Origin of the sequence: Heyndrickxia sp. FSL W8-0496, from assembly GCF_038007825.1 — a bacterium.
In the GTDB taxonomy this organism is placed as follows: domain Bacteria; phylum Bacillota; class Bacilli; order Bacillales; family Bacillaceae_C; genus Heyndrickxia; species Heyndrickxia oleronia.
Window position 1 is genome coordinate 3,072,964 of sequence record NZ_JBBOXX010000001.1, and the last position, 25,867, is coordinate 3,098,830.

The 25,867-nt window shown below is 32.8% G+C and carries 28 protein-coding genes, 1 pseudogene and 1 riboswitch; of the genes and pseudogenes, 13 read left to right on the forward strand and 16 right to left on the reverse strand.

Going from position 1 to position 25,867, the window contains the following annotated elements; translation table 11 throughout:
- Positions 1-132 precede the first annotated feature (132 nt).
- Positions 133-378 carry a hypothetical protein gene (locus NST63_RS15495; RefSeq protein ID WP_251337814.1) on the reverse strand — a complete coding sequence of 82 codons (246 nt, stop codon included), beginning with the start codon at positions 376-378 and terminating at the stop codon, positions 133-135.
- A 292-nt stretch (positions 379-670) separates the two neighbouring features.
- On the opposite strand from NST63_RS15495, the gene NST63_RS15500 reads away from it, so the two are divergent.
- Both NST63_RS15500 and NST63_RS15505 read left to right on the forward strand, forming a co-directional pair.
- Positions 671-952, forward strand: coding sequence for a hypothetical protein (locus NST63_RS15500; protein ID WP_212941750.1), 282 nt, complete (start codon positions 671-673; stop codon positions 950-952).
- A gap of 999 nt (positions 953-1,951) precedes the next feature.
- Positions 1,952-2,299 carry a hypothetical protein gene (locus tag NST63_RS15505; RefSeq protein ID WP_242598106.1) on the forward strand — a complete coding sequence of 116 codons (348 nt, stop codon included), beginning with the start codon at positions 1,952-1,954 and terminating at the stop codon, positions 2,297-2,299.
- A 191-nt stretch (positions 2,300-2,490) separates the two neighbouring features.
- Here NST63_RS15505 and glnA read toward each other — a convergent pair whose 3' ends face one another.
- From glnA to NST63_RS15520, 3 genes are all read right to left on the reverse strand, one after another.
- On the reverse strand, positions 2,491-3,825 hold the full coding sequence (gene glnA / locus NST63_RS15510; RefSeq protein WP_058006543.1) for a type I glutamate--ammonia ligase: 1,335 nt from the start codon (positions 3,823-3,825) through the stop codon (positions 2,491-2,493).
- 92 nt (positions 3,826-3,917) lie between these two features.
- Complete coding sequence (locus tag NST63_RS15515) at positions 3,918-4,310, reverse strand: MerR family transcriptional regulator (protein WP_212941756.1); 393 nt, start codon at positions 4,308-4,310, stop codon at positions 3,918-3,920.
- Positions 4,311-4,457: 147 nt separating this feature from the next.
- A complete protein-coding gene (locus NST63_RS15520) occupies positions 4,458-5,720 on the reverse strand; it encodes a methionine gamma-lyase family protein (RefSeq protein ID WP_341042866.1) in 1,263 nt (420 codons plus the stop codon).
- A 291-nt stretch (positions 5,721-6,011) separates the two neighbouring features.
- Between NST63_RS15520 and NST63_RS15525 the strand changes: the two genes are divergently transcribed.
- Complete coding sequence (locus NST63_RS15525; protein WP_058006546.1) at positions 6,012-6,620, forward strand: trimeric intracellular cation channel family protein; 609 nt, start codon at positions 6,012-6,014, stop codon at positions 6,618-6,620.
- 52 nt (positions 6,621-6,672) lie between these two features.
- On the opposite strand, the gene spoVK is transcribed toward NST63_RS15525, so the two are convergent.
- The 3 genes from spoVK to miaA form a co-directional block, all read right to left on the reverse strand.
- A complete protein-coding gene (gene spoVK / locus NST63_RS15530) occupies positions 6,673-7,614 on the reverse strand; it encodes a stage V sporulation protein K (protein ID WP_058006547.1) in 942 nt (313 codons plus the stop codon).
- Between the two features lie 383 nt (positions 7,615-7,997).
- Positions 7,998-8,225 (reverse strand): RNA chaperone Hfq, encoded by a 228-nt coding sequence (hfq, locus tag NST63_RS15535; protein ID WP_058006548.1) that lies wholly within the window; start codon positions 8,223-8,225, stop codon positions 7,998-8,000.
- A 29-nt stretch (positions 8,226-8,254) separates the two neighbouring features.
- A complete protein-coding gene (gene miaA / locus NST63_RS15540) occupies positions 8,255-9,250 on the reverse strand; it encodes a tRNA (adenosine(37)-N6)-dimethylallyltransferase MiaA (RefSeq protein WP_212941761.1) in 996 nt (331 codons plus the stop codon).
- Positions 9,251-9,531: 281 nt separating this feature from the next.
- Here miaA and sda point away from each other — a divergent pair, with 281 nt between their 5' ends.
- From sda to NST63_RS15555, 3 genes are all read left to right on the forward strand, one after another.
- Positions 9,532-9,666 carry a sporulation histidine kinase inhibitor Sda gene (gene sda / locus NST63_RS15545; RefSeq protein WP_079991171.1) on the forward strand — a complete coding sequence of 45 codons (135 nt, stop codon included), beginning with the start codon at positions 9,532-9,534 and terminating at the stop codon, positions 9,664-9,666.
- A 189-nt stretch (positions 9,667-9,855) separates the two neighbouring features.
- Positions 9,856-10,485: a hypothetical protein gene (locus tag NST63_RS15550; protein ID WP_341042867.1), complete on the forward strand. Its 630-nt coding sequence runs from the start codon at positions 9,856-9,858 to the stop codon at positions 10,483-10,485.
- Positions 10,486-10,658: 173 nt separating this feature from the next.
- Entirely contained in the window at positions 10,659-10,766 is a 108-nt protein-coding gene (locus tag NST63_RS15555) for a YjcZ family sporulation protein (protein ID WP_212941768.1), read from the forward strand.
- Positions 10,767-10,883: 117 nt separating this feature from the next.
- Here the strand turns inward: NST63_RS15555 and NST63_RS15560 are convergent, their stop codons facing one another.
- The gene (locus tag NST63_RS15560) at positions 10,884-11,741 is read right to left on the reverse strand and encodes a YitT family protein (protein ID WP_373312607.1); all 858 of its coding nucleotides are present in this window, start codon (positions 11,739-11,741) and stop codon (positions 10,884-10,886) included.
- Positions 11,742-11,921: 180 nt separating this feature from the next.
- Positions 11,922-12,020: riboswitch (guanidine-I (ykkC/yxkD leader) on the forward strand.
- Between the two features lie 63 nt (positions 12,021-12,083).
- On the opposite strand from NST63_RS15560, the gene NST63_RS15565 reads away from it, so the two are divergent.
- Both NST63_RS15565 and NST63_RS15570 read left to right on the forward strand, forming a co-directional pair.
- A complete protein-coding gene (locus tag NST63_RS15565; RefSeq protein ID WP_212941770.1) occupies positions 12,084-12,425 on the forward strand; it encodes a DMT family transporter in 342 nt (113 codons plus the stop codon).
- Positions 12,425-12,739 carry a DMT family transporter gene (locus NST63_RS15570; protein ID WP_212941773.1) on the forward strand — a complete coding sequence of 105 codons (315 nt, stop codon included), beginning with the start codon at positions 12,425-12,427 and terminating at the stop codon, positions 12,737-12,739. Before NST63_RS15565 ends, NST63_RS15570 begins: the two co-directional genes overlap by 1 nt.
- A gap of 291 nt (positions 12,740-13,030) precedes the next feature.
- On the opposite strand, the gene NST63_RS15575 is transcribed toward NST63_RS15570, so the two are convergent.
- From NST63_RS15575 to NST63_RS15590, 4 genes are all read right to left on the reverse strand, one after another.
- Positions 13,031-13,438, reverse strand: coding sequence for a GNAT family N-acetyltransferase (locus NST63_RS15575; RefSeq protein WP_169846950.1), 408 nt, complete (start codon positions 13,436-13,438; stop codon positions 13,031-13,033).
- A gap of 334 nt (positions 13,439-13,772) precedes the next feature.
- Entirely contained in the window at positions 13,773-13,946 is a 174-nt protein-coding gene (locus NST63_RS15580; protein ID WP_169846949.1) for a hypothetical protein, read from the reverse strand.
- Between the two features lie 74 nt (positions 13,947-14,020).
- Positions 14,021-14,203, reverse strand: coding sequence for a hypothetical protein (locus NST63_RS15585; protein ID WP_078110864.1), 183 nt, complete (start codon positions 14,201-14,203; stop codon positions 14,021-14,023).
- A 236-nt stretch (positions 14,204-14,439) separates the two neighbouring features.
- Positions 14,440-15,183: a glycoside hydrolase family 73 protein gene (locus tag NST63_RS15590; RefSeq protein ID WP_341042869.1), complete on the reverse strand. Its 744-nt coding sequence runs from the start codon at positions 15,181-15,183 to the stop codon at positions 14,440-14,442.
- Positions 15,184-16,051: 868 nt separating this feature from the next.
- Here NST63_RS15590 and NST63_RS15595 point away from each other — a divergent pair.
- Together NST63_RS15595 and NST63_RS15600 are read left to right on the forward strand one after the other, a co-directional pair.
- Positions 16,052-17,080: a DUF3231 family protein gene (locus tag NST63_RS15595; RefSeq protein ID WP_078111444.1), complete on the forward strand. Its 1,029-nt coding sequence runs from the start codon at positions 16,052-16,054 to the stop codon at positions 17,078-17,080.
- Between the two features lie 110 nt (positions 17,081-17,190).
- Positions 17,191-17,580 (forward strand): YvaD family protein, encoded by a 390-nt coding sequence (locus tag NST63_RS15600; RefSeq protein ID WP_209391783.1) that lies wholly within the window; start codon positions 17,191-17,193, stop codon positions 17,578-17,580.
- Positions 17,581-18,137: 557 nt separating this feature from the next.
- Here the strand turns inward: NST63_RS15600 and NST63_RS15605 are convergent.
- On the reverse strand, positions 18,138-18,320 hold the full coding sequence (locus NST63_RS15605; RefSeq protein ID WP_242598107.1) for a hypothetical protein: 183 nt from the start codon (positions 18,318-18,320) through the stop codon (positions 18,138-18,140).
- 427 nt (positions 18,321-18,747) lie between these two features.
- Positions 18,748-19,204: pseudogene (locus NST63_RS15610) on the reverse strand (DinB family protein).
- A gap of 349 nt (positions 19,205-19,553) precedes the next feature.
- Between NST63_RS15610 and NST63_RS15615 the strand changes: the two are divergent.
- The 3 genes from NST63_RS15615 (at position 19,554) to NST63_RS15625 (ending at position 20,911) form a co-directional block, all read left to right on the forward strand.
- The gene (locus NST63_RS15615; protein ID WP_341042871.1) at positions 19,554-19,826 is read left to right on the forward strand and encodes a hypothetical protein; all 273 of its coding nucleotides are present in this window, start codon (positions 19,554-19,556) and stop codon (positions 19,824-19,826) included.
- Between the two features lie 518 nt (positions 19,827-20,344).
- Complete coding sequence (locus tag NST63_RS15620) at positions 20,345-20,620, forward strand: hypothetical protein (protein ID WP_209391785.1); 276 nt, start codon at positions 20,345-20,347, stop codon at positions 20,618-20,620.
- 84 nt (positions 20,621-20,704) lie between these two features.
- Positions 20,705-20,911 (forward strand): hypothetical protein, encoded by a 207-nt coding sequence (locus NST63_RS15625; protein ID WP_341042874.1) that lies wholly within the window; start codon positions 20,705-20,707, stop codon positions 20,909-20,911.
- Between the two features lie 250 nt (positions 20,912-21,161).
- Here the strand turns inward: NST63_RS15625 and mutL are convergent, their stop codons facing one another.
- Together mutL and mutS are read right to left on the reverse strand one after the other, a co-directional pair.
- Positions 21,162-23,051: a DNA mismatch repair endonuclease MutL gene (gene mutL / locus NST63_RS15630; RefSeq protein ID WP_078111021.1), complete on the reverse strand. Its 1,890-nt coding sequence runs from the start codon at positions 23,049-23,051 to the stop codon at positions 21,162-21,164.
- A 12-nt stretch (positions 23,052-23,063) separates the two neighbouring features.
- Positions 23,064-25,646: a DNA mismatch repair protein MutS gene (gene mutS, locus NST63_RS15635; RefSeq protein ID WP_341042876.1), complete on the reverse strand. Its 2,583-nt coding sequence runs from the start codon at positions 25,644-25,646 to the stop codon at positions 23,064-23,066.
- Between the last annotated feature and the right edge of the window lie 221 nt (positions 25,647-25,867).

Consider the following 25,867-nt stretch of genomic DNA (forward strand, 5'->3'; position numbering starts at 1 on the left):
AATTACGTAATTAATCCGTATTTGTTAAATATTTCATACATGATCAAAATACGAAAAAAGCCTTGATTGGTTCAAGGCTTTACTGATTCTTAGCGATTTGTATATAAAAAAGCTTCTTTGCTTTTTAATCAATTATGTATTAAATGCTTGAATCCAATCTTCACCATAAAAGTTAATGCTCAATAAATTATTTTCTCTAACAAGGTTGGCAATTTCCTTATATACTTCTGGAGAATCAGTAGTAATTTTAAAACCAACATAATATTCTGTTTTTTTCGTAGCATCCACTTTAACATTTTCAACATAACGTAATTTGCTAATTAGTTTAGCAAAAAGAAATGCTTCTGTTTTATCAGATGTATAGCAGGAATCATACATGTCTGCAACCTCCTTTTCCAAAATTAATTCGACAAAAGGAGAAAAATCCCTCTACACAAGCAAAACATTTTTTATCTCCATTAAGTTGATTTGTCCACCCCATATTTTGGAGGATGGACATCATTTACCATTATTATCTTGAGAGTAAAACAATTCTTCTTTGCTTAAAGAACCTACTTAATAAATCAATCATCCTTTCATCTTAATCAAAGAATATTAAAAACGTACATGCCCGAACAAAATTTCTAAAACAAGCATTTAATATTGTAATCTTAGAAGAAAGGAGCTAATCATGGATAATAATCAAAGGTTATTTAATCTGGATGACATGAATAAAAACCTTACTAAAAATACTAGAATGCAGATTATGAATAACCAAGTTTTCACCTTCGTCTGTGGTGCATTCCCACTTATCACCTTTCCAGTTTTATTGCAAAGAGGACAATTTATAGATATTACTTGTCAGTCTGGCCCTATTACTATTAGAATTGGATGCGGAAACAGATTCGACTTTCGGGTTGCAACATTTAACTTACGTGCCGGACAAGCAGTTCAAGTATCTTGTATCGGTTAAACATCTACTTCAATTGTTTTATGCATTCTAGACACAGTACCCAAGTGGTACTGTTTTTTTTAATTATTCTGTTTGAGACAAACAAGTTACCAACAAATGGTTACTGGATTCCACTGTTATGAGAGTACTTGTCACCGGCATCTTTTAAAGCTTTTCAGCGTGCGGTAATTCATCACTACCTCTTTCTTATCATCCTTTTGCATTTTAATGAATAATACGTTTCTTTTATTTATGGACTTTAATTAGTTAACTGATCTATCATTTTGTCTCTATATTATTTATATCTTTTACTATTGCATTGCCTAATGAAGTTAATCAATCTTCGTCCAATCCTGTGAAAATCCCATCAACTTTTTCTATATTAGTTTAGATGCTTTACATTGGCTCACTACCAGTCTAGTAAACGTATTAATTATTTTACAAGTAACTTCCTTATCGCGAAAATTATGGTATAATCTCCTAGAACTACAACAAAAAACTATTAGAAAATGAGGTAAAATCTATGCCAGAAATTAAATGGGGATCCCCATTGAGCTTAGCTTGTCTAGGTGTTTTCTTAGGTGGATTAGGAATCTTTTTTAAGGCGATTTGGAGTACTTTTTTGTAAACAGACTAATTTAGTCTGTTTTCTCATTTAATAATTTGGAAATATAATAATACTTTTGTTCATATATCCCCCTGTAATCTCTTCATATAATTTATGATTCGTTTTTGAAAAGCTTGTGCGTAGGGAACACCCTGCATTGCTCCAATTTCATCTAAGGTTTCAACTGATAATCTAGTTAATTATCCTACTTCACACACTCCTCGTCTATGTAACCTCAGATATTTATTCACACATAAGCAAGAAAATCGAAACAAATAATATGACCAAATACGAGGAGTATACGAAAAATTGTATATGACTGATATTTTTATTTTAAGGCTCTGTTAAAGGTACAGGAAAAGCCTGTAAAGAAACAAAACATATAGTATATTCGTCAAATAAAAAGGAGGTAGGTGTTTTTGAGAAAGTTAGTGTTGATTACAATATTGATCGTTTTATCTACGACCTTAATGGGTTGTAATTTAATTCAACCAAAGGATAGTGTGCCAATTGAATTGATTGCATTCAATAGTCTTACAGATGAAGAAAAGGATTTAATTCCTGCAAGTCCAAAAGATTCAATCATGGAAAAAGTAACAGTTAATGATGAAAATAAATCTTTTATTGACAAGAATTACGATAAAGACCAAGTTTATACAGTTATATTTAATAATACTGAAACAAATTCTTCTGGAAAACTTACGGTTTTTGTTGATTTGGATAAGGAAACAGTTGTCGGTAAAGGATTTACGAGCAAGTAAGTATCAAATAAAACATCAGTAATGGCAGCAACCCCCGAATTGTAGAGGTTTCCTCTAACTTTGCTCAATTATCAATATTAAAATTTAACAGAGCCTATTTTAAATCGGGCAGGGTGATATTAATATTTATAATAGTAATATAAAAAATACAAAAAACCCCTTAACACCAATGGTATCAAGGGGTTTCTCTATTAATACATTTGCATATATTGCTCGCGTTCCCATGGATGAACAGTTGTTCTGAACATATCCCATTCAATCTCTTTAGCCTCTAAGAAATGTTCAAGGATGTGCTCACCTAAAGCACTAGTCATTACTTCATCGGATACTAAGTTATCTAACGCTTGCTTTAACGTTCCTGGCAAATCAATAATGCCTGCTTCTTCACGTTCTTGTTTATTCATTACATAAATATTTCGATCAACAGGTGCAGGTGCCTTTAATTTATTTTTAATCCCATCTAAACCGGATTTTAATAATACAGCCATAGCGAGGTATGGGTTTGCAGCAGGGTCTACACTACGCACTTCAATACGAGTACTCAAGCCACGTGAAGCCGGAATACGTACTAGTGGGCTTCGATTTCTTGCAGACCAAGCAACATAGCAAGGTGCTTCATAACCAGGTACAAGTCGTTTATACGAATTTACTGTTGGGTTTGTAACTGCTGTGAAGTTCGTCGCATGTTTGATTACTCCAGCGATAAATTGATAGGCTGTTTCACTTAATTCAAGATCACCACTTGGATCTACAAATGCGTTTTCGCCATTTTTAAATAAAGATAGATTACAGTGCATACCAGATCCGCTTACACCGAATAAAGGTTTTGGCATAAATGTGGCATGAAGTCCATGCTTACGTGCAATAGTTTTTACAACAAGTTTAAAGGTTTGAATATCATCACATGCTTTTAAAGCGTGGGCATATTTAAAATCAATCTCATGCTGACCAGGGGCAACTTCATGATGTGATGCTTCAACTTCGAATCCCATCTCTTCAAGCTCTAATACAATGTCTCTGCGGCAATTTTCACCTAAGTCTGTAGGAGCTAAATCAAAATAACCACCATTATCATTTAATTCTAATGAAGGTTCGCCTTTCTCATCTAATTTAAATAAGAAAAACTCAGGTTCTGGCCCAAGATTGAAATCTGTGAAGCCAAGCTCTTCCATTTCCTTTAAAATACGTTTTAGATTATTACGTGGATCACCAGCAAATGGTGTACCATCTGCATTATAAATATCACAGATTAAGCGCGCAACTTTTCCTTTTTCTGCAGTCCAAGGGAACACTACCCACGTGTCTAAGTCTGGATATAAATACATATCTGATTCTTCAATACGAACAAAACCTTCAATGGATGAACCATCAAACATCATTTTATTATCTAAAGCCTTCCCAAGTTGGCTTATTGGAATTTCAACATTCTTAATCGTTCCTAAAATATCAGTAAATTGCAGTCGGATAAATTTGACGTTTTGTTCTTCGGCAATCTTTTCAATATCACTACGAGTAAACTTTGACATGGATAATTCCTCCCTGAGGTTTGAAGTGTTTTATAACTGAAGGTTCTCTCTAATAATACTTTGCTACAAAGCAGCCTTTATTAGATTAAACCTTAGTGAAAAAATCTTGGTCTTTCATTTTGTCTCATTGATGGACGTTGAAATCTTCCAGCTTGTAAAAGTTCTTCCCTTAAAATCTTTCTAATTTCTTCATTTGTTACTTCTTCTTTTGCCATACTTACTTCTTTTTGCACTTCTTCATTCTTCATTACTAAAATTTTCTTTATACCTGCCATGTTGATACCTTGATCCAAAAGATCTTTGATCTCCAATAACTGATCCACATCATTTAGTGAATATAGACGTCGATTTCCTTCAGATCTGACAGGATGAATGAGCTCATGTTCTTCATAATATCTAATTTGACGCGCTGTTAAATCAGTTAATTGCATGACAGTACCAATTGGTAAAATAGGCATTGAACGTCGTAGATGATTATTACTCATTCAAATCTCCGCCTTTCTATTTAATTTATATTGTCATTATATTATGATGTAATCTTAGTTGTCAATTAAATGTTAGATTTTCTTACATGATTATTTTGATACAAAAAAAACGTGCGAAATATCATTTTCACACGTTCCCATCATGGACTATATTAATCCTTTTGAAATTAACCGATCTAATGCAGAACAAACTGCTATCTTCACATGAGAATAAGTTAATCCTCCTTGTACATATGCTGTATAAGGGGGACGAATAGGACCATCTGCTGATAATTCGATACTTGCTCCCTGAATAAATGTTCCTGCAGCCATAATCACATCATCCTCATATCCTGGCATATAACTTGGATACGGAGTAACATATGAATTAATCGGTGAGGAAAATTGGATAGCCTGACAAAATTCAATCATTTTATGGGGATCATCAAATTGTACAGATTGAATAAGGTCTGTTCTTTTGGCATCCCATTTCGGATCCGTATTCATCATAAAATGTTCAAGGATAGCTGATGTAAACACAGCACCCTTTAATGCTTGCCCAACAACATGAGGGGCTAAAAAGAAACCTTGATACATTTCTTGTAAACTATAGAGGGATGCACCTGCTTCTGCTCCAATACCAGGCGAAGTCATTCGATAAGAACAAGCTTCTACCCATTGTTTTTTCCCAACAATATAGCCTCCGGTTTTAACAATCCCACCACCAGGATTTTTAATTAATGAGCCGGCCATTAAGTCTGCACCAACATGACACGGCTCTATATCTTCAACAAATTCACCGTAACAATTATCAACGAAGACAACTAAGTCTTCTTTTATCGCTTTAACAAAAGAAATCATTTCTTTTATTTCATTTATTGTAAAGGAAGGACGATTCGCATATCCTTTTGAACGCTGAATACCAATCATTTTTGTATTCGGCTTAATCGCATTTTTGACTGCAGCAAAATCCACCTTTCCTTCGGAGTTTAGGAGTACGGCATTATAGTCAATATTAAATTCTTTTAAAGAGCCAATTCCACTACCACGAATTCCCACAATTTCTTCTAATGTATCATATGGTTTACCTGTTATATATAACAATTCGTCTCCAGGTCTCAATACACCAAATAATGCTATCGATATAGCATGTGTGCCAGATATGATTTGTGGCCTTACAAGTCCAGCTTCTCCTCCAAAAACATCTGCATAAATTTTCTCAAGCGTATCTCTCCCAATATCATCATATCCATAGCCTGTTGAAGGGAAAAAATGCGAATCGCTTACTCGATGTTTTTGATAACTTTGTAACACTCTAAATTGATTTTCTTCAATTCGCTGATCAATCTTTTCATGTATCGGTTTTATTTGTTGTTCTACATTTTCGACAACTTGCTTTAGTTTTGATTCATTCTTTAAATACTGAAACACTTGAAATCTCCTTTTATTGCTAATCTATTTTTTCATTTGAACGTTAAAATTGTATCATAAATTATTCGCCCATTTACGAATTAGGAATTTATCTAACTTTGATCCGTTACTATTATAACAAATCGTTAAACTGATGCATAATTAACCTATTTTCAAAATTTTCGTTTGTAATAAGTGTGTCTCATGATAAAATCAATTTTGGTAATCATTTATTTCCTTTATATTCGTTAAAAATATATTTCTAATGATCTATTATCAGCTTAGAGATGAACATAATATTGGGGTGAGTTAATGACTTGGGAAATATTAAGTATTTTTGGTACTATTGCCTTCGCAATATCCGGAGCTATCGTTGCTATGGAGGAGGAATATGATATTCTAGGAATCTATATATTAGGAATCGTTACTGCATTTGGTGGAGGTGCCATTCGAAACCTGCTCATCGGTGTTCCTGTATCAGCACTTTGGGAACAAGGGGTACTTTTTCAAATTGCTTTACTATCGATAACCTTAATATTCTTATTTCCTCATAATCTTTTACGACATTGGCAAAGATGGGGAAACTTCTTTGATGCAATAGGTCTCTCAGCGTTTGCTATCCAAGGAGCAATCTATGCAAAAAATATGGGACATCCTATGAGTGCTATAATCGTTGCAGCTGTGTTAACAGGTAGCGGCGGTGGAATCATTCGAGATGTTCTCGCAAGGAGAAAACCATTAGTCCTTCAATCAGAGATTTATGCTGTATGGGCTATTCTTTGCGGGGCTGCTATTGGATTAGGCATTGCCAAACAACCAATTGAGCTTTATTTATTATTTATTTTTACCACGATTTTAAGAGTCCTTTCTTATTCATATAAATGGAGACTCCCGAACAAAAGTATCATTAAAAGAGGATAACTAGTAGAAGTAAAAACTACTAGTTATCCTCTTTTATTTTTTTCATCCTATTCTAGTTTTCAGGAAAAAACAAATCATTACTCCTAATGGTTAATAGATCATGACGATCATAAATATTATTTGTCAATAATCTCATTGCCTGAGAACGGATTGATTTCTCAATTATATTCCTTACATACCTACCATTCGAAAAACTTGTTGGATTCATCGTTTTTACATAGGCTAAATGATCCTTAAGCTTTTTTTCTGCTTCATGGCTTAGTAAGTATTCCTTTTCATTTAACATTCGTTTTCCTATTTCCATCAATTGTTCCACATTATAATCAGGAAAATGGAAAACTAACGGAAAGCGAGAATGCAAGCCTGGATTTAAACTAAGAAAATAATCCATTTCTCTAGAGTAACCAGCTAATATTAATATAAACTCATGCTGCCGATCCTCCATATGTTTAACAAGTGTATCGATGGCCTCTTTACCGAAGTCTTTTTCTCCTCCTCGACCGAGTGAATAAGCTTCATCAATAAATAATATACCTCCTATTGCCTTTTTCACTAAATCACGTGTTTTTTGGGCTGTATGACCAATATATTCACCTACTAAATCTGCTCTTTCTGCCTCAATTAAATGCCCTTTTGATAGAACATTCATTTTTAAGAACAGTTTCCCGATCAATCGAGCAACAGTTGTTTTACCTGTCCCAGGGTTCCCCTTAAACATCATATGCAATGCTTGTTTTCCCGCTTTCAGCCCTGCCATTTCCCGCTTTTTATTAATATAGATCCAAGCATATACTTCTTTAATCATTTTTTTCATTTCTTCCATACCTACAAGAGCACTGAGTTCATTCTCAATTTCCCTTAGTGCCTCGTGCTCTGTTGAAATCGTCTTTGGAACAACTTCCTTTTGTAGATTAGTATTAGAGGCATCTCTTGGTTGTGCATTAAGCACAATACTTATCTGGCCATTGTTTTTCATACGTATTGGTTGATCCAAAGCGTTCACCTCACAATCTAAAAAACAGTATACGCGACGAGGTAAAAATGTGTGACATACGCCTAGATTCAAGCGCTACATTACTACCAATCAATTATCCTATGAATTACGATATGTGATTATTTACCTGAATATGTGAGTTATTTTTCTAGTATGCTTTTATTAGCATCTTCATGTATATTAATTATTACTGATTCTTCTTTCGATTTTTTTCCTTTTTCACGTAAAATCACCTCATTTTATTCTATTCCTTCGTTTGGCCAAACATACCTTTGTACAGATAATAATGATTAGGTGTCTTATTAGGTGCATAAATAAAAAACAGCTAAACCAAAATTAATGGTTTAACTGTCTACTTACAGGAATTTCATCTATACAATTAATTATTCTTCAAAATTGATTTGCACATTCTTTTGTGGCGAGAAGGTTGAAATCGCATGTTTAAATACAAGCTGTTGTTTTCCTTCTGACTCGAATAACACGGTAAAATTATCAAAACCTTTGATTTGTCCACGAAGCTGAAAACCGTTTAAAAGAAATACCGTTACTGAAGTTCCATCTTTCCTTAATTGATTAAGAAATTGGTCTTGAATATTCACTGCTTGTTTCATAAAATAGTCCTCCTCTTCTATCTCTATAATTAGTAATTCGATTTTAATTGAAGCTTTCCTGCCACAAATTTAGATATTTCTATATTTTTTTTGTGTCTATCCATTTCATTCGTCATATCAAACCATGTGACATTCAATTTATTTCTAAACCAAGTTAATTGGCGTTTTGCATATCTTCTTGAATTTTGTTTTAAAGTTTCAATTGCTTCTTCTAAGGAAACCTTACCATCAAAGTACTCATATATTTCCTTATAGCCAATGGCTTGGATGGACTGTACATTTCTAATATGGTGATCATATAAGTTTTTCACTTCTTCTATTAGTCCTTGATCAATCATCATATCTACTCTTCGATTAATACGGTTATACAGTTGTTCTCTTTCCATCGTTAATCCAATTAATGCTACATCATATAACAGATTTGGAACTTGTTGTTTATGGTATTCGGTTGCAGTTTTACCTGTGCAATCAAATATTTCAAGAGCTCTAATAACTCTCCGTATATTATTCGGATGAATATTACTCGCACTTTCAGGATCAATTTCTTTTAACATTTGGTAAACATATAAATTACCTTTTGTTAGAGCCAATTGCTCATACTTTTGGCGGATCGATTCATTACTAGGAGCTTCACTAAATTGATAATCATATATAACCGATTGTATGTATAGCCCTGTCCCACCAACAATCATAGGAACTCTATTTCTCTCATGGATTTCATCAATGGTTTTTCTCACAATGTCTTGAAATTCAGCAACAGAAAAAGGTTCATCCGGTTCCTTAATATCAATTAAATGATGTGAAATACCATCCATTTCTTCATCTTTTATTTTTGCTGTTCCTATATCCATTCCTTTATATATTTGCATGGAGTCCCCACTAATAATTTCTCCATTAAATTCCTTTGCTAAACGAATACTTAATTCTGTTTTTCCAACTGCGGTTGGACCAATTAGTACGATTAATTTTTTTTTATCTGACAAAATCTTCACAGCCTCATTTCTAAGATATCTTAATCGTACCATAAACAGTTATACATTCTTCCCTATTTTTTTATTCATATACAATTTTTTTAAATAATTTGTAGGAATTTTAACAAATATAAATCATTTAATTCTCATAATAAGTAAAAATAAAGACAGTATTTTCCCACTTTTTATTATTTTATGTAAAATGATGTTGATTTATTATATTAAATTTTTTATAATTTTATTTGTTGTTTGGATTATTTCTTCATCTTTCATATTTGATTGAGACCCTTTTAGATACTAAATTTTGAATAATCACTATCGAAAGGAGATTTATAATGCAACGGTACTTAACACTCTCTAATGAAATTCTTATTTTAACCTATGAGAAGGCAATGAAGTTAGAACTACCTAAGGAATTCATCGAATTATTACAAGAAGAAGTTGAAAAAAGACAACTTGTTATCAAATGAATTTTTCTTCCTAGAAATTTACCTTTATCATTCTACAGTATTAAACTTAAGACCTCTCAAGAAAATCCTTTAAACATGTGTTTTATAATGTATTAAAAAATTTCCTTATAATTTTTTATTTGTCCCATTTTTTTCTTAATAAATGGATATAATAACCTCCGTACATATTTACACAGAGGAGGTACTTCAATGAAAAAATATTTTTTAAGCGTTTGTGTTTTAAGTATTTCATTATTTTTGAATTCCTTTCACACATTTAATGTCTATGCTCACCCTCATCCACAGTTAGATGAAAAGCATAAACATCTACATATGAGTGATCAAGAAATAAATGATTTAATAAAAAAAGGCTATACAAGACATGAAGTTTTTAGAGCATATTTTATCTCCAAGCATTCCAATGAAAAGAATCTAGAAAAAATTCTTAAAGTTTATAGAGAGAAGCAATCATGGAAAGAAACAGCAAAGCAATTTGGTGTTGACCTTGAGAAAGTAAAAAAAGAACATTTAAAAAAGCATAAAGAATTTTATGAAAAAAACAAGGCACAAATTATCAATTATTTAGCAACATACACTGGTAAATCTACTGCTACTATAGAACAATATTTAAAAGAAGATGTCGATCTCCATTTTTTAATTTTTGCAGCTGCTTTATCCAAAAGAGGAAATATGGATATTTCTAAAATTATCCAAGATAAGAAAAGTGGAAAAAGCATGAAAGAAATCACGGAATCAGCTAAATTAGATCCAAAATCAGTGTTTCATGAGGTTAAGAATATCCAACATGGCATTTTTGAAGCCATCAAAAATAAAAAATAAACATTAAATTAAGGTTGTCTATTAATGAGATAAATCTCTTTAGTGGACAACCCATTTTTTAATTCTTACTGTGACAATTCAATCATTTTTTTATCATTCAACCAACTGTCCATTCAAAACACATGCTCATTCCATAGTATATATTAAGCTTTTGGATGGAGGTGAATGAAAAGATGTCAGGTTACTCAGGTGGAGGCATGGCTGCTGGATTTGCATTGATTGTTGTATTGTTCATCCTGTTAATCATTGTAGGTTCCGCTTATATTGGCGGAGGTTACTAATCTCTAATTAAAATGATTCTTCAACAATGTTGATTAACCGTTGAGGTAGATCAACAATCACTTCTTCATTAATTTATAAAGAAAAACGCACCAGTTTATAAACTGGTGCGTTTTTCTTTAGTGAATATTTTTTTTCTTGAAATTACCACCACGAACCTCTGCAATATCCCCTACCGCTAGGAACGCTTTATCATCTATTTCCTCTAAAATAGCCGTCAGTTTTGCTTCTTCAAGTCGGTTAATAATACAAAAAATCACTTTTTTTTCATCTTCAGTATAAGCGCCTTCACCTTTTAAATAAGTGACCCCTCTTCCTAAACGGGCAAGAATAGCGTCTCCCACCTCTTTGTGTTTATCTGTTATAATCCAGATTGATTTTGACTCATCAAATCCTTTAACAACCGTATCAATCGTTTTTGTAGCAATGACATAGGCAATAATTGAGTACATTGAACGATCCCATGAAAAAACAAAGCCTGCTACTCCTAAAATAAACACATTAATAATCATTATAATTTCACCGACAGAAAATGGAAGCTTCTTATTAAAAAGAATAGCTAGTATTTCGGTTCCATCTAACGCACCACCATATCGAATAACGATCCCTACACCTGCTCCTATAACAATTCCACCAAAAATAGTAGCTAAAAAGATATTTTCTGTAAATGCCGGTACTGGGTGAAATAAAGCTGTGAAAATAGATAGTACGATAATTCCAAAAAGGGTAGAAATTGCAAAGGTTTTACCAATTTGTTTTCGACCAATAAAGAAGAATGGTAGATTTAAAACGAAGATAAAAATGCCAAGAGGTAAAGTAGTAATATGCGAGAGCATAATTGATATCCCGGTTATTCCTCCATCAATAACACTATTCGGGACTAAGAAGATTTCTAAACCAACAGCCATTAGGATTGCACCGATTGATATAGCAATTGCTCTTTGGATGACTTTTAGCTTAGACATAGGTTTATGCATGGTTCTTGACTGTTCTTGCTGATAGGTCATTCATTTCTCTCCTCCATCTTATATATAGTCTAATTATAACAAAAATATTAAATTTATAAAAAAGATAACCTAGTACAAATTAATATTTTTTAATTTATCTCTTTCCCCTACATTCAAAATGAAGTATAATAATTCATACAATTATATAGTAAATAGGTTTTCTAGGGTTCCGCGTATTTGGACGGACTGGTCCGAGAGAAAACCCGCAAGAAGTTTTTTGCGTCACGGAAGGATAAAAGCCTGGGAGAGTAATCAATTATTCCCCTAGGCTTTTTTTGTTTTCTAATTTTTTCTTTTGGAGGTGCATGAAAGGTGAACAGACAATGGGGTTCTGTATTCATTGGAGCTTTTTTTGAGGTGATATGGGTGATTGGTTTAAAACATGCAAATACTTTTTTAACATGGACAGGTACAATCATCGCCATTATCATCAGTTTTTATTTATTAATAATGGCTGGTAAAAAACTGCCAGTTGGTACTGCCTATGCAGTGTTTGTAGGTCTCGGAACTGCAGGTACAGTTATCTCAGAAATATTATTTTTTAATGAATCTTTTAAGTTAGTAAAATTAATCCTGATTATCATATTATTGATTGGTGTCATTGGTCTAAAAATCTTGTCAAATGAAAAAGACGTAAAAGGAGGCGAAGAATAATGGCATGGATTTACTTAATATTGGCAGGAATTGGTGAAATGTTGGGTGTCATGTTCATTAATAAACTTCATAAAGATCGAAATCTACTATCGTTTCTTTTACTCTTTTTAGGTTTCGGAGGTAGTTTTTTATTTCTGGCTTTAGCTATGGAAAGTTTACCTATGGGTACTGCTTATGCCATTTGGACAGGAATTGGAGCTTCAGGAGGAACAATTTTAGGGATGATTTTCTATGGTGAACAGAGCGATTGGAAACGAATTTCCTGTATTGCCCTTGTTGTTGCTGCCGCAGTAGGACTTAAATTAATCTCATGATGCAAAAAGTTGATTACAGTTTTACCTAATAGCCGATTCAACGAAGCTTACAAGGTCAGATATCCAACCAAAAAGGCAAATATTTTATTAATACCTTTTATATAATACTTAAAATATAAAATGTTACGAAATATAATGGGAAAGAGAAGAAGGATAGGAGAATATATGTTAACCTATCCTTTTTTTGTACTACATTAGTTCACATATACCACCATAAGAAAAAGTAATGGACCTGTTTAATCATGTACAACATTTCACACATTTTGCTTTAAAATAGAAAGAATCAATCTGCTAAATTAAGACCTTACCCAAAATTGAATATGTATGATCATTGTTTTCTGGTCTGAAAGATTCTTTAATAACACCCCATCCCAAATCTTGATACAAATTACGTGCTATTTCGTTGTTTGATTGAGTTGTAAGGACAACCGTTTTATTCTTTACTTCCCTTAATAACTCATTAATAAGTAACTTTCCGTAACCTTGATTTCTATGTAATGGATGAACTGCTAATTCAACAAATTCAAAACAATCTACTAGCCATCTATCATACTCAATTTGACTAAGCTCGTTTGAAATTAAGTCATGATAATATTGTCCAGATGATGACGTATATCCATAAGAGAATCCAATAATATCTCCTTCAACTGAATTAATTACATAGACCCTAAACCACTTGTAATTTGAGTGTTTTATCAAGCGTTCCTTAATTGAATGATTCCATACTTGTTTATAAAGAATATCAATAGTTTCTAATAAATTTTCGTTCTTATCTATTTTTTAAACCTTACCATTTAATCTCCCCCACTGTATACATTTTGTTAATAAATATACCATATATTAGACAGCATATCCTTTTTAGCTAAACTACCTGTTAGTCGAACTAGAAAAATGGGCTGCTAAATAAAAAAGTACACCACTAAAATAAAAGTGATGTACTACAAAGATGTGTAATATGAAAGATAAGGTATTGTTCTTATTTTTAAAACATATAATCACTGATCATTTATTTTTCAGATTAGCTACTTCCTTATTATTTATACCTCTTTTGAAGTTGTTCGATAGCCTGATTTCTTTCACCTCCGTCAGACAGTTCCTCCGAAAACTCATGAGTGTTGTTTTGTTCTGGATTAGAGTGTTTTCTAGATTTCATTTCCACCGTATTTAAATTATTATTGGGCGCTGCTTCTTCATTCCATTTTCCCATGTAATCATCCTTTCAAAACTAATATCATTCCATATTATTAGTGTGTTTCATTTTATCAAGAACATTCTCCACTATTACTTATTTTCATCCTTATTTCTTCGATTTCTTTCCTTTATTCCATCTGTGTATTCTACTAGCTTATAAAGAAGATAAAAGGGCCATATTAATATGAGAATTACACTAAACCACAAGGTCTTTTTCGTTACAAGCATCATTGTGATCGTTCCAAGCAATAAATAAATAATGAGTTCTAGCATAGCTTTTCTCCTCTCATTATTTTCTCTCCAATTTATCCAACTAACTATTGATTAACTTTTTGGATGATCTTATATTCATCATATCCAACCACCACTTGTCTTGTTCATACTCAAAATTTTTTCCATAATATGTATCATTCAAATAACAAGTAATTTAACAATGCCATCATTTCATTAAATTTATTACAAAAAAAGCCTTAACAATCTTTCATAAGATTGCTTAGGCTTTTTAAGTATTATGCGAGGTGGTTTTGTTTTTCTATCTCTTGCAACCTTGTTTCGAGGCGTTGTATATCTTCTTTGTCTTCGGCTATTAATTTTAAAAAGTTGTTTCTCAATCGATTGACAACAATTGCACTTTCTTCCCGTGTCAAGTTTGCACCAGGACGTGTGCCATCGTAATAGCCATTGGAGGTTGCTTCTTTCCAATCTTTTTCTGCCCATGTGCTTACTTTGTTAATATCTCGAACAGTCACTATCGGCACCTCCTTATTTAAATTTTTTGAATCAACACGAATAGAACTAAGTTCTGTGGAATCATATTTGGTCAATTCATTTGATTCAATAATCTCGATAATTTTATTTGCATAATTAGGATCTGTGGCATAGCCGCTATTTTTGACTTCTTGAGCAGCCTTTTTATAATCCGTTTCTCCAATTATTTTCTTATACCGACCACGACTGTCACCAGTATTATATAAGTTCGCTAAATCGACCATAGATTCAAACCATGTAGGATATTTTCTAAATGCTTTATCAACTTTTACAGGCTTACCATTCACATACTCAGTGGTTTCTAGTATGATTGATTGCCCTTTGTATTCACCCTTTATCCCAAAGATATTCTTACCTTTTACTGCTAACGTACTTCGTCCCCAGTTTGATTCAAGAATGGCTTGAGCTATGATCAATGATGCTAAAATACCATAATCATTTTGAATACGTTGAGCATATGGAGTGATTTCATTTATAAAGCTCATAATCCACCTCCTTTTTATTAGTAGATGCATTGAATTGCAATATTGCAAAGGCTTATTCAATGAGCAATTAATTGAATAAATAAAAAAACGGTGGGCTAGTCTTTATCATGAAATTATATGCACTAGCTTTTTATAAGTTGGTTTTTATGCCAATAGTAAACATATTCCACTTTGTATATATCCTTTGCGACAGTTAAACCTAAATTTAAACAGGAAAGGAGAGTAAGTTTAGTATGATTGTTTCCCTGGTTCGGTTTGGATTCCTTTTGTCATGGTTAACGATTTTTTTCATTCCAAAAAAAACAGTTAAAAGATACCTTCCAGCTTCTACAATGTCAGCATTATTAGTCATGACCACAGTTTTTATAGGAACCCATTTTAAATCTTGGAAGGTCAAAGGTGATTCAAAAACTAGAATTTATAACATATTAAGTGTTATTTTAGGTCCTTTTGCTGTAGGTACATTGTGGATTTTTAGATTAACTTTCGGGAAATTTTGGTTATTTATTGTGACCAATTTCATTCAAAATTTAATTTATGCATACCCTATATTAAACTTTTTAGAAAAAATAAAATTCATAAAATACGTTAAATTCACTCGAGTACATCATCTTATTGCATCAATGTCTTTTGCCATAATCATATACTGTTTTCAATCGTTTCTTGAAAAACCTTGTATAACATATTATCAATCACAGAATAAACAAGCACTCAAATAACGAGTGCTTGTTTATATCCTATTTAACGTTCCATAGTACCTTTTTGAATTCTAATATAAATGAGTAATCTCATTTGATGTTTTTCCTTGAATACATTTCTTTCAATAGCTCAAACTATACAATAAACAATATAAGGGGACCTCTTTTTTATGGAAACGATTAAGCCAATTCAGATAAATACTAATAAAGAACTAAAAAACGAAAAATTAACTTCTGCAGAAATGGGGAAACTTTGGGCGACGTATATGGGAAATAGCATGTCTATACAGATATTATCCTATTACCTAAAAAATGTTGAAGATAAAGATGTCGAAAATTTGTTAAACAATGCATTAAACTTATCTAAAGAGTTTCTAGCAAAAATCACAGAAATTTTTCAAAAAGAAGGCTTTCCACTCCCTGTTGGATTTTCAAGTGATGATGTAAATTTAGGTGCTCCAAGATTATTTGAAGATCCATTCTATGTGCATTATTTAAAGTATGTTGCTAAAGCAGGGTTAAGTATTTACATGATTGCAATCCCATTAATGTATAGAGAAGATGTGAAATCATTTTTTCAAGATAGTATGGACAAAACCATGCAATTGATGGAACAAATAAATTCCATCTTAATGAATAAAGGTCTAATTAAAAAGCCTCCAACTATTCCAACACCTGATAAAGCAACATTTGCTTCTGAGCACTTCTTAAACGGATATATCGGTGATGTCCGCTCTTTACATGCGCTAGAAATAACCCATCTTTATGATAATATCGAAAATAATGTAACAAGTAAGGCTCTAATTACAGCATTTTCGCAAGTTGCCAGGAATAAAAATATTCGAGATTTATTTATTAAAGGGAAAAGAATGACGGAAAAAAATGTGGAACATTATATACAGAAGCTACATGATGAAAATTTACCCTCTCCATCATTACTTGATGATCTAATTACCAAGTCAGAATTCCCCCCATTTTCCGATAAACTCATGTTATTCCACAAGGTGGATATGTTTTCAATGAAGATTAGGACTATGGGAAACTCCTTGGCCGTAAATGGGAGAAGTGATATTGCACTAATGTATGTTAAATCATTAACAAATATTGGTCGGTTCGTAAGTGAGGGATCTAAGATTATGATGAAGAATCATTGGATGGAACAACCTCCTTTTGCTTTAGATCGAGAAAATATAAAATGATGAATGAAGAAATTTCAAATTATGTATTCCCCTTTTTTTATAGAACTAACTTGAAACCTTTTCTAATCTCTAATCGTATATATCAGTTACGTATACGAAGGAGTAGAAAGATGAAATTATTACGATATTTTTTTTGGGTGACTGATATAGGTTTTATATTATATTGGACCATAACTTTTTTACATATTATTCCTGATGAATATCTTTTTAAGGATTACAAAAATCCTATACTTTCAGCTTGGAACTGGTCATTTTTTCCTTTAGATATCCTAATTTCAATTACTGGATTCACAAGTCTATACTTATATAAAAAAGGAAAGTCAGCATGGAGTAAAATGGCTATTGTATCGTTAGTTTTAACATCATGTTCTGGTCTACAAGCAATATCCTTTTGGGTACTAAGAAGTGACTTTGATCCATCTTGGTGGATTCCTAATTTATTTTTACTTGTCTATCCCATATTTTTTCTTCCAGGACTATTTAAAGAGAATCAGATATGAAATTCTGGTTCTCTTTCTATTAAAGCTTTGTTTTTCCTTTTAAAAAACAAGGCTTAGCTTAAATGAAGAAATCCTCGTAAGTATGAAAGTAATTTTTAATTTGACATTCCTTAATGAGGTGGTGCTTATGAGAAAGCTAATATGGAATTTATTTATTACATTTCATCTGCTAGTAAAAACTAAGCAATTTCATTTTGAAAACAAATGCCAATGTCACTTTCCTTTGGTCATCCTGCCCCAACTTCAAAGACTGTATTAAATGAATCTATGGAATATAATAATTTTTATTTGGTTTTCAGACAAAGTAGAAATACTTTTCCATTTACCCTTTATTCTCGTTTTAGAGCACTGCCTTAATTTAGAACAATGAATACAGCTTATTATTGGTAAAAAACAAGGATAAATCCTATTAAATAAAGAGTTTATCCTTGTCTAAAATTACATGGCTCGTTTCATATGCAGTTTCATGAGCATTCATTCTCATTGACTCTCCATAATAGCCAGCCATTTTTAAAGTTTGCACTAACCATTGTCAACAAATCCGTTTTGAATTACATCTATTTTGTTCCGAAAATAGTTGTATTTTCAATACGGATTGAATCAACTTCCCCACACTTTAAACAAAAGGTGTAAATTTTATTTCCACCACTCATAGACATTTTGTTCGGTTTAATGGGCATATAATCTGTGCCTTCCGCGAATTCCGTACCACCACATTTAAGACATTTTTTATTCTCCATACCACAATACCTCGTTCTCTAAAATCTTTTTTATTTGCATTGCTTGCTTATCCTCTTCTTTTATACGATTTAACTTCCGAAAAGTTTCAAATGATAGTGCCTTTGCTTGCTTATTCTAGCCGTGCATATGCACGTGTTAATAAAGGACGAGGGGGCTAATTGTGGCCAAAGTACTGGGAGGTAGCATCATTAATAAGGGACATGACACCAAAGAGCACCAGCAGGAACATTAGCAAGCCAATTCTGAGTACTCCTGTAACGTCCATTTAGCAAATAAAAACATCTATGCCACGTCCCATATCTATTACTACCATCACAGTCTTTCGGTAAAAACGATCAACCAAAACCCCAGCTATTAATCACAAGAGTACAATGCTGAAACCCATCCAATATCAAACTACTTTTTTGAATGAGAGGAGAGACCCCGTCAAATAAGGTTTGCAGAAACAGGCTTTCTTCCCAATTCTCTCGCCCAAATGGATAGTTGTCCTATATGGTGAATTTCATGAGCAATCGTATGTCTCATAATTTCACCCCAAGTATCCGTTACAGTTCTTCCATCTGGCATGGTATCGTAAAATAAATGGTTTTTCCATACTAGCATCCCAATTGTTCACAAAGTTCTCCACTTCTACATGAAATTCTGCGTCCAAATTTCGAACCTTGCTCAAGCTATTAAAGTTATCGAAACTTTCCTGAAAATCAGTTTTACCTTGTAATAGACGTATCCAGCTCCACTCGACATCAACAATATGGAAAAGTGTATGAAATATACTTCCCATACCACCTGTACGTTTTTGCAAAAGCTCTTCTTCACTTAACTCTTCACACCAACGATACCAGTCTTCTCTTACCATCCAGTTATATCGAAAAAAAGTCTGCAACAATCCCCCTCCGAAAAAAGAAATTAAACTAGCGTTAAAATTAACTTTAAGAATAATAAAACATCTTATTTAGTATGACTTTTTCGACAAACATAGGATAATTTCCTTCTTCAACAAATCTCCTTCACCAAAGAAAAAATATCTCTTTTTTTCGCTGTTTTTGCTTAATATTTTACCGTACTTGATCAAACCAACTAAGATAGGCTCATCTTATCCAAAGGTTTTGATATATTAGGGCAATTTATCTGAAGATTATTAAGAATACTATGTTAATATGATTGTATAAATTTTAAGAATATTTTTAGTAATGAAGGTACCTTTTATAAAAAAAGGAAAGGAGAGTAAGATTGTGAAAAGGACTGTTTCGATCGTACTAGGTTTTATTATTCTCATCATTTTGATATATTTACCAAGTATAATTGCCCAAATGAAGAAGTATTCGTTCGACCATGATAAACAGTGGACAATTGAGACAAAAGTTATAAGTTATAAAGAGTTTCGTGAGATGTATTATCAACAAATGAAATTAGCCCAGAAATTAGAAGGCACAATAAAATATTCATTAATAGCAAAAGAAGTAAGAAAAGGCTATGATGCTGTTACTTATGATGTATTTTTTTAGAGGATAGACCTCAAATAAAGGTAAAAATTGAATTACCAATAACAAAATACAAGGATAACAATATGACTATTAACTTTATATCGGGCGCAGGAAATATTTTGGAAATAATGAGGATGGAAAATGGAAAGCTTTTAGTAAAAAAAATTACACCAGTGATGATTAATAACAATGAAAACAAGTAGTGCAAAGGAAATAATTGTTTTTTAAAATAAATCGCTATTTTCTTATTAATTATCATGCTAACTAAGTGAATTAAGATTTTATCTATATTATAAGTTTGTATTGAACGTTTTTATTCTTGTAAATCCCCCACACCTTAATTTTGAATGGATATTTAATATAATCTTCTTTAACGAAAACCTTAATCTGAACTGTTAGTTAAAAATACAACAAATTTATCATTTATTTTCCAATCCTTTTATACAGTAGACGCTTATCCACTATTTCCCTCTATACAACTATTTTCCAGTTTTATAAAATTATTAGGTACATCAAGACCAATCTGGAGGATATTAAATATGGGTTTATTCGGAAGTTCTTTAAAGAAAACAGATACTGAGTTTTCCTGGAACAAAAACAAAATTCTTATTGAAAATGGATACTTAAGAAGCGAAGGACTTATTAACACATCAAGAATCCCACTGAAACACATAGATACTGTAACTTATTCTTTTGAGGGATTAAAAATTGGACCGGAATTAAAAATCATTGGACAGGGCACTGTATTAGGTACATTAAAAGTGGGTGCTGATCTAATAAATGAAATTCAAGATTGGATACTTGCTAAACTATAAAAATCTATTTTGCTCCCAATGTGGAGCATTACCTGTTTTTTAAAAAAAATTATTGCTATGTTTAAATTTTTGGAGTATACATATATGACTTGGTTATTATTATCTTTATTTGGTTTTATATTGATTGTTTTAGCAATTTTTTATTTTGTTTATGAAGCTAAATCCTATAGAAATAAAGCTTTAGGAACTATGTTTTTAGTATTTGATCTTATATTTTCATTTGGAAGTGGGATCATTTTATTTGGATTACTTCTCATAATTATTGGATTGGTTAAAGCTACTGGTTCTTGATAATAAATAGAACAAAATGTTTAGTATGTTTCACTTTATTTTTTGCGCTACGACACACCTTAATAAGGGGCACTTTTCCATCTCCACGAAGTATACCCATTAAGTTATCTTTAAAACAGAAGAAAATTTTTACAAATCATTTAATGAAGGAAAACTAACGTTGAACAATAAATGTGGTCATTTTGTGGTCAAATCATATAAAATAGCAAGGTCAAACCTATATATATCAATGGTTTGACCTTGCTAGAAATTACATGACTCGTTTAAACATTTTTTCCATTTCATAAACGGAATAATGAATAATGATTGGTCGACCATGAGGACAGGTAAACGGATCAGACGAAACTCTTAAAGAATCGAGTAAAGCCTGAATTTCATCATTTCGCAAATGATGGTTGGCTTTAATCGAGCCTTTACAGCTCATCATAATCGCTGCTTCTTCCCGAAGCTTTTTAATATCAACCTTTTTCATTGACAAAAGCTGTTCAATCATATCCTCAATAATCTCCTGCTCATCTCCTTTTGGAAACCAAACAGGATGGGAACGAATAATGAAACTATTATGTCCAAACGGTTCTAAGAAAACTCCAACTTTCTCAAGTTCATGAAGGTTCTCTTGAATTTTTATCGTTTCATCTGTTGAATATTCGAATGTAAGAGGAACAAGCAAATCCTGAAGTTCCTTTTCCACTCGACCTACCTTTTCTCGGAAATATTCGTACTTAATTCTCTCCTGTGCTGCATGCTGATCAATTATATATAATCCCTTATCATTTTGAGCAAATATATACGTTCCATGCATTTGTCCAATAGGGTATAGGGGTGGTACCCTTGGAGAGTCTGGTGAAATATCCTGTTCGGCTGGAAATTCATAATGCTCATCATAATCCTCAATTTTTTCTTCGATCACTTCCGGTAATAGTGGTTCTTCGGGAAGAATGGACTCCTCATTGTTAAATTCCGGTTTATTTGATTCAACGATTTGTTTCACTTCATCAACTGGTAATTCATTCGTTTGATAGGTTGGAGGTCGTTCTGATTTAACCGTTTCAGGCCGATTCACTATTCTCTCTGGTAAATGATCCAACTGCATGATCGTTTGTTCAGCTTGTATCTTTTGTTTTTTTACAGGAGCAAATCCACTAGGAATCAGCTCCTTTTTCTTAAAGGCTGCCTTTATCGTTTCAGATACTAGTTGATTTAATTCCTGTTCTTTACTAAGTCTGACTTCAAGCTTAGCTGGATGAACGTTCACGTCTACTAAAATCGGATCCATCTGAATTGAGAGTAGCACTATGGGAAAGCGTCCTATTGGCAGTAATGTATGATATCCTTCTTGAATAGCCTTTACAAGTGAGTAATTTTTGATAAAGCGCCCATTAATCATTGTAGATATATAGTTTCTTGAAGCTCTTGTAATTTCAGGCATAGAAATATAGCCTTCTAATTGAAAATCTAATGAACTAGCTTTGATGGGAATCATATTCCTTGCAATATTTACCCCATATATTGCAGCAAGTACTTGACGCACATCTCCGTTCCCGTTCGTTTGTAGCAACATTCGTTCATTATGACGAAGCCTAATAGAGACCTCCGGATGTGCTAATGCCAAACGATTGACCACATCTGTAATATTACCTAGCTCAGTATGAATGGTTTTCATATATTTTAAGCGAGCAGGAGTATTATAGAATAAATCCGAAATGGTAATATCTGTTCCACGGCGACTTGGTGCTTTTTCTCGTGTTGTTACTCTTCCACCGTCAATGACAATCTTTGAACCTGGATGATTGTCTGTAGCCGTCACCATTTCCAAATGAGAAACAGAAGCAATACTAGGAAGTGCTTCTCCTCTAAAGCCTAAAGTCTTGATTCGAAAAAGATCATTTTCATCTTTTATTTTACTTGTTGCATGACGCTCAAAAGCGAGAGGAACGTCTTCCTCATCAATCCCTGAACCATTATCGATAATTCGAATTTTACTTAATCCAGCCTCTTCTATTTCTATTTCAATGACTGAACTCTTTGCATCAATGGCATTTTCAACAAGCTCCTTAACAACAGATGCCGGTCTTTCTACCACTTCTCCTGCAGCGATTTTATTGGATAGGACATCATCTAATTGAATGATTTTCCCCAAAGGGAGCACCTCCTAACCCTTTAATTTTTTTTGCAACTCATAAAGAGTATTCATTGCTTGTAATGGATTCATTTCTAATAGATTTATATTTTTTAACTCTTCAACAATTTTTTTCTCTTTTGAGGATACATCTTGTTTTGGCTTAGCCTCTGGCACCTCGAAAAAGGACAATTGCTCTGAAGATTGATTTTTTTGCTTAATCAGGGTGGATGTTTCCTGAGAATCTTGATTCTCTAATTGAATTAAAATTTCATTTGCACGCTTAATTAATTCAGCTGGTAATTCCGCTAATTGAGCGACATGAATACCATAACTTTTATCAGCTGGCCCTTCTTTTATCTTGTGTAAAAAGACTACATTCCCATTTTGTTCTATTGCACTTACATGAACATTCTTCAACTGATTTAGAGATTCATCCAAAATCGTTAATTCATGGTAATGAGTGGAGAATAATGTTTTTGCACCAATACGGGAATGAATATATTCAATGATTGCCTGAGCAAGTGCCATCCCATCATAGGTAGATGTTCCACGACCAATTTCATCGAATAAAATAAGACTGTCCTTTGTTGCATTAGTAATTGCATTTTTAGCCTCTAACATTTCAACCATAAATGTACTTTGTCCCGAAATCAAATCATCTGCTGCCCCAATTCGCGTGAAGACTTGATCAAATATTGGTAAGGTGGCTTCACTTGCTGGTACATAGCATCCGATTTGTGCAAGAATGGAAGTCAAAGCAATTTGTCTCATATATGTACTTTTACCTGACATATTTGGACCGGTAATTAATAATAATTCACGATCTGAATCCATTAAACAATCATTTGGAACATATTCCTGTGCATTCATGACTTTTTCAACAACTGGATGGCGTCCTTCTTTGATAACGATCTTTCTTTCATGGTTAAATTTAGGCTTTACATAGTGTCGCGCTTCACTAATTGTAGCAAAACATTGAAGACAATCAATTTCACTTACTGCTTTGGCTACATTTTGTAGTCGTGGAATAAACTCTTTGACAAACTCCCGAACTTGCACAAATAAATCATATTCAAGTTCTACACTTTTTTCCTCTGCTTGTAAAATTAACGTTTCTTTTTCCTTCAATTCCGGAGTAATAAAACGTTCTGCATTGGCTAATGTTTGTTTTCTTTCATAGCGGCCATCTTCTAATAGGTGTAAATTAGACTTGGTTACCTCTATATAGTACCCAAATACACGATTATAGCCAATTTTTAAGGATTTAATACCTGTCTTCACTCTTTCCTCTTGTTCCAGTGCAGCTAACCAATTTTTACCGTTTCTGCTTGCATCACGATATTGGTCGAGCTCTTGATGATAACCATCCTGTATGATTCCACCTTCTTTAATGGATAGTGGAGGATTATCAATAATCGCCCTTTCTAAAAGATCCGTTAATTCTTCACAAGGATCCAAGCTCTCAACAATCTTGCCATTTTCAATATTCATTTGAGCAAGAATTTGACGAATGATAGGAATCTGTTGCAAGGAATATTTCAATTGAATTAAATCACGTGCATTCACATTTCCAAAAGCCACTCGACCTGCTAATCTTTCTAAGTCGTACACTTCTTTTAATTTCTCTCTTAAATCTTGGCGCTCAAAAAAGCGTTCAATCAATGTTTCGACCAATTGCTGTCTTCGTTCAATTTCCTTTTGATCAATTAATGGTCGATCTAACCATTGCTTTAACAATCTACCGCCCATCGCTGTCATCGTTTCATCTAATAACCAAAGTAATGAACCTTTTTTCCCCTTAGACCGAATCGTTTCTGTAATTTCTAAGTTACGTTTTGAGAAATAATCGATTTTCATAAATTGATTAATCTCAACTTCAGATACAGGCTGAAGATGATCTAAGCTTCTTTTCTGAGTACGGAATAAATAATTAAGTAAACGAATAACCGATATTCTCATTTCTTGATTTGAAATGTCTGAAAGTAGATTTTGATAATCCATTTTTTCAGTTAGATCATCCTCGATCGAAATCGTTGCCTGGATCCGTTCAATTAATTGCTTTTGATAGTTGTCTTTGAACTGTGAATATACAACAATCTCTTTTGCCCCAATAGTCGCCATTTCATTAAGTACTATATCAAAGCTACTAGTTATAAGGGATACATGATTTTCACCAGTGGATAGATCGGTATAGGCAATACCGAATGAACCTTCGAAATCAGAAATAGAAGCAATATAGTTGTTCTCCTTTTCAACTAACCCTTTTCCATCCATTTTCGTTCCAGGTGTTATCAATTGAACTACTTCTCGTTTTACCATCCCTTTTGTTTTCTTGGGATCTTCCACCTGCTCACAAATTGCTACTTTAAAGCCCTTTTCTATTAAAACATCAATATAATTGCTAGCTGCGTGATATGGTACTCCACACATAGGAATACGTTCACTACTTCCACCATCACGACTTGTTAGTGTAATTTCTAACTCTTGGGATGCCTTAACCGCATCATCGAAAAACATTTCATAGAAATCACCTAATCGAAAAAATAAAAAGGCATCCTGATAATCTGCCTTTACTTGTAAATATTGTTGAATCATCGGCGTATATTGACTCATTATCGACAAAACCCTTTCCGTGCATCTATCTATTTGATTCTCATATTATAACATAATCTCACAAATTTCAGCATGGAAGTATGTTGGAAAATCATACTTAGATACATAAAAACGATGCAATTGTCCTGTACTTTAGCCGTCTGACCAACATATTATTCTAATTTTTGTAGGTAACGAAAGTAAAATGTTCAGAGGAACTGACTACTATATTTTCTGGAACA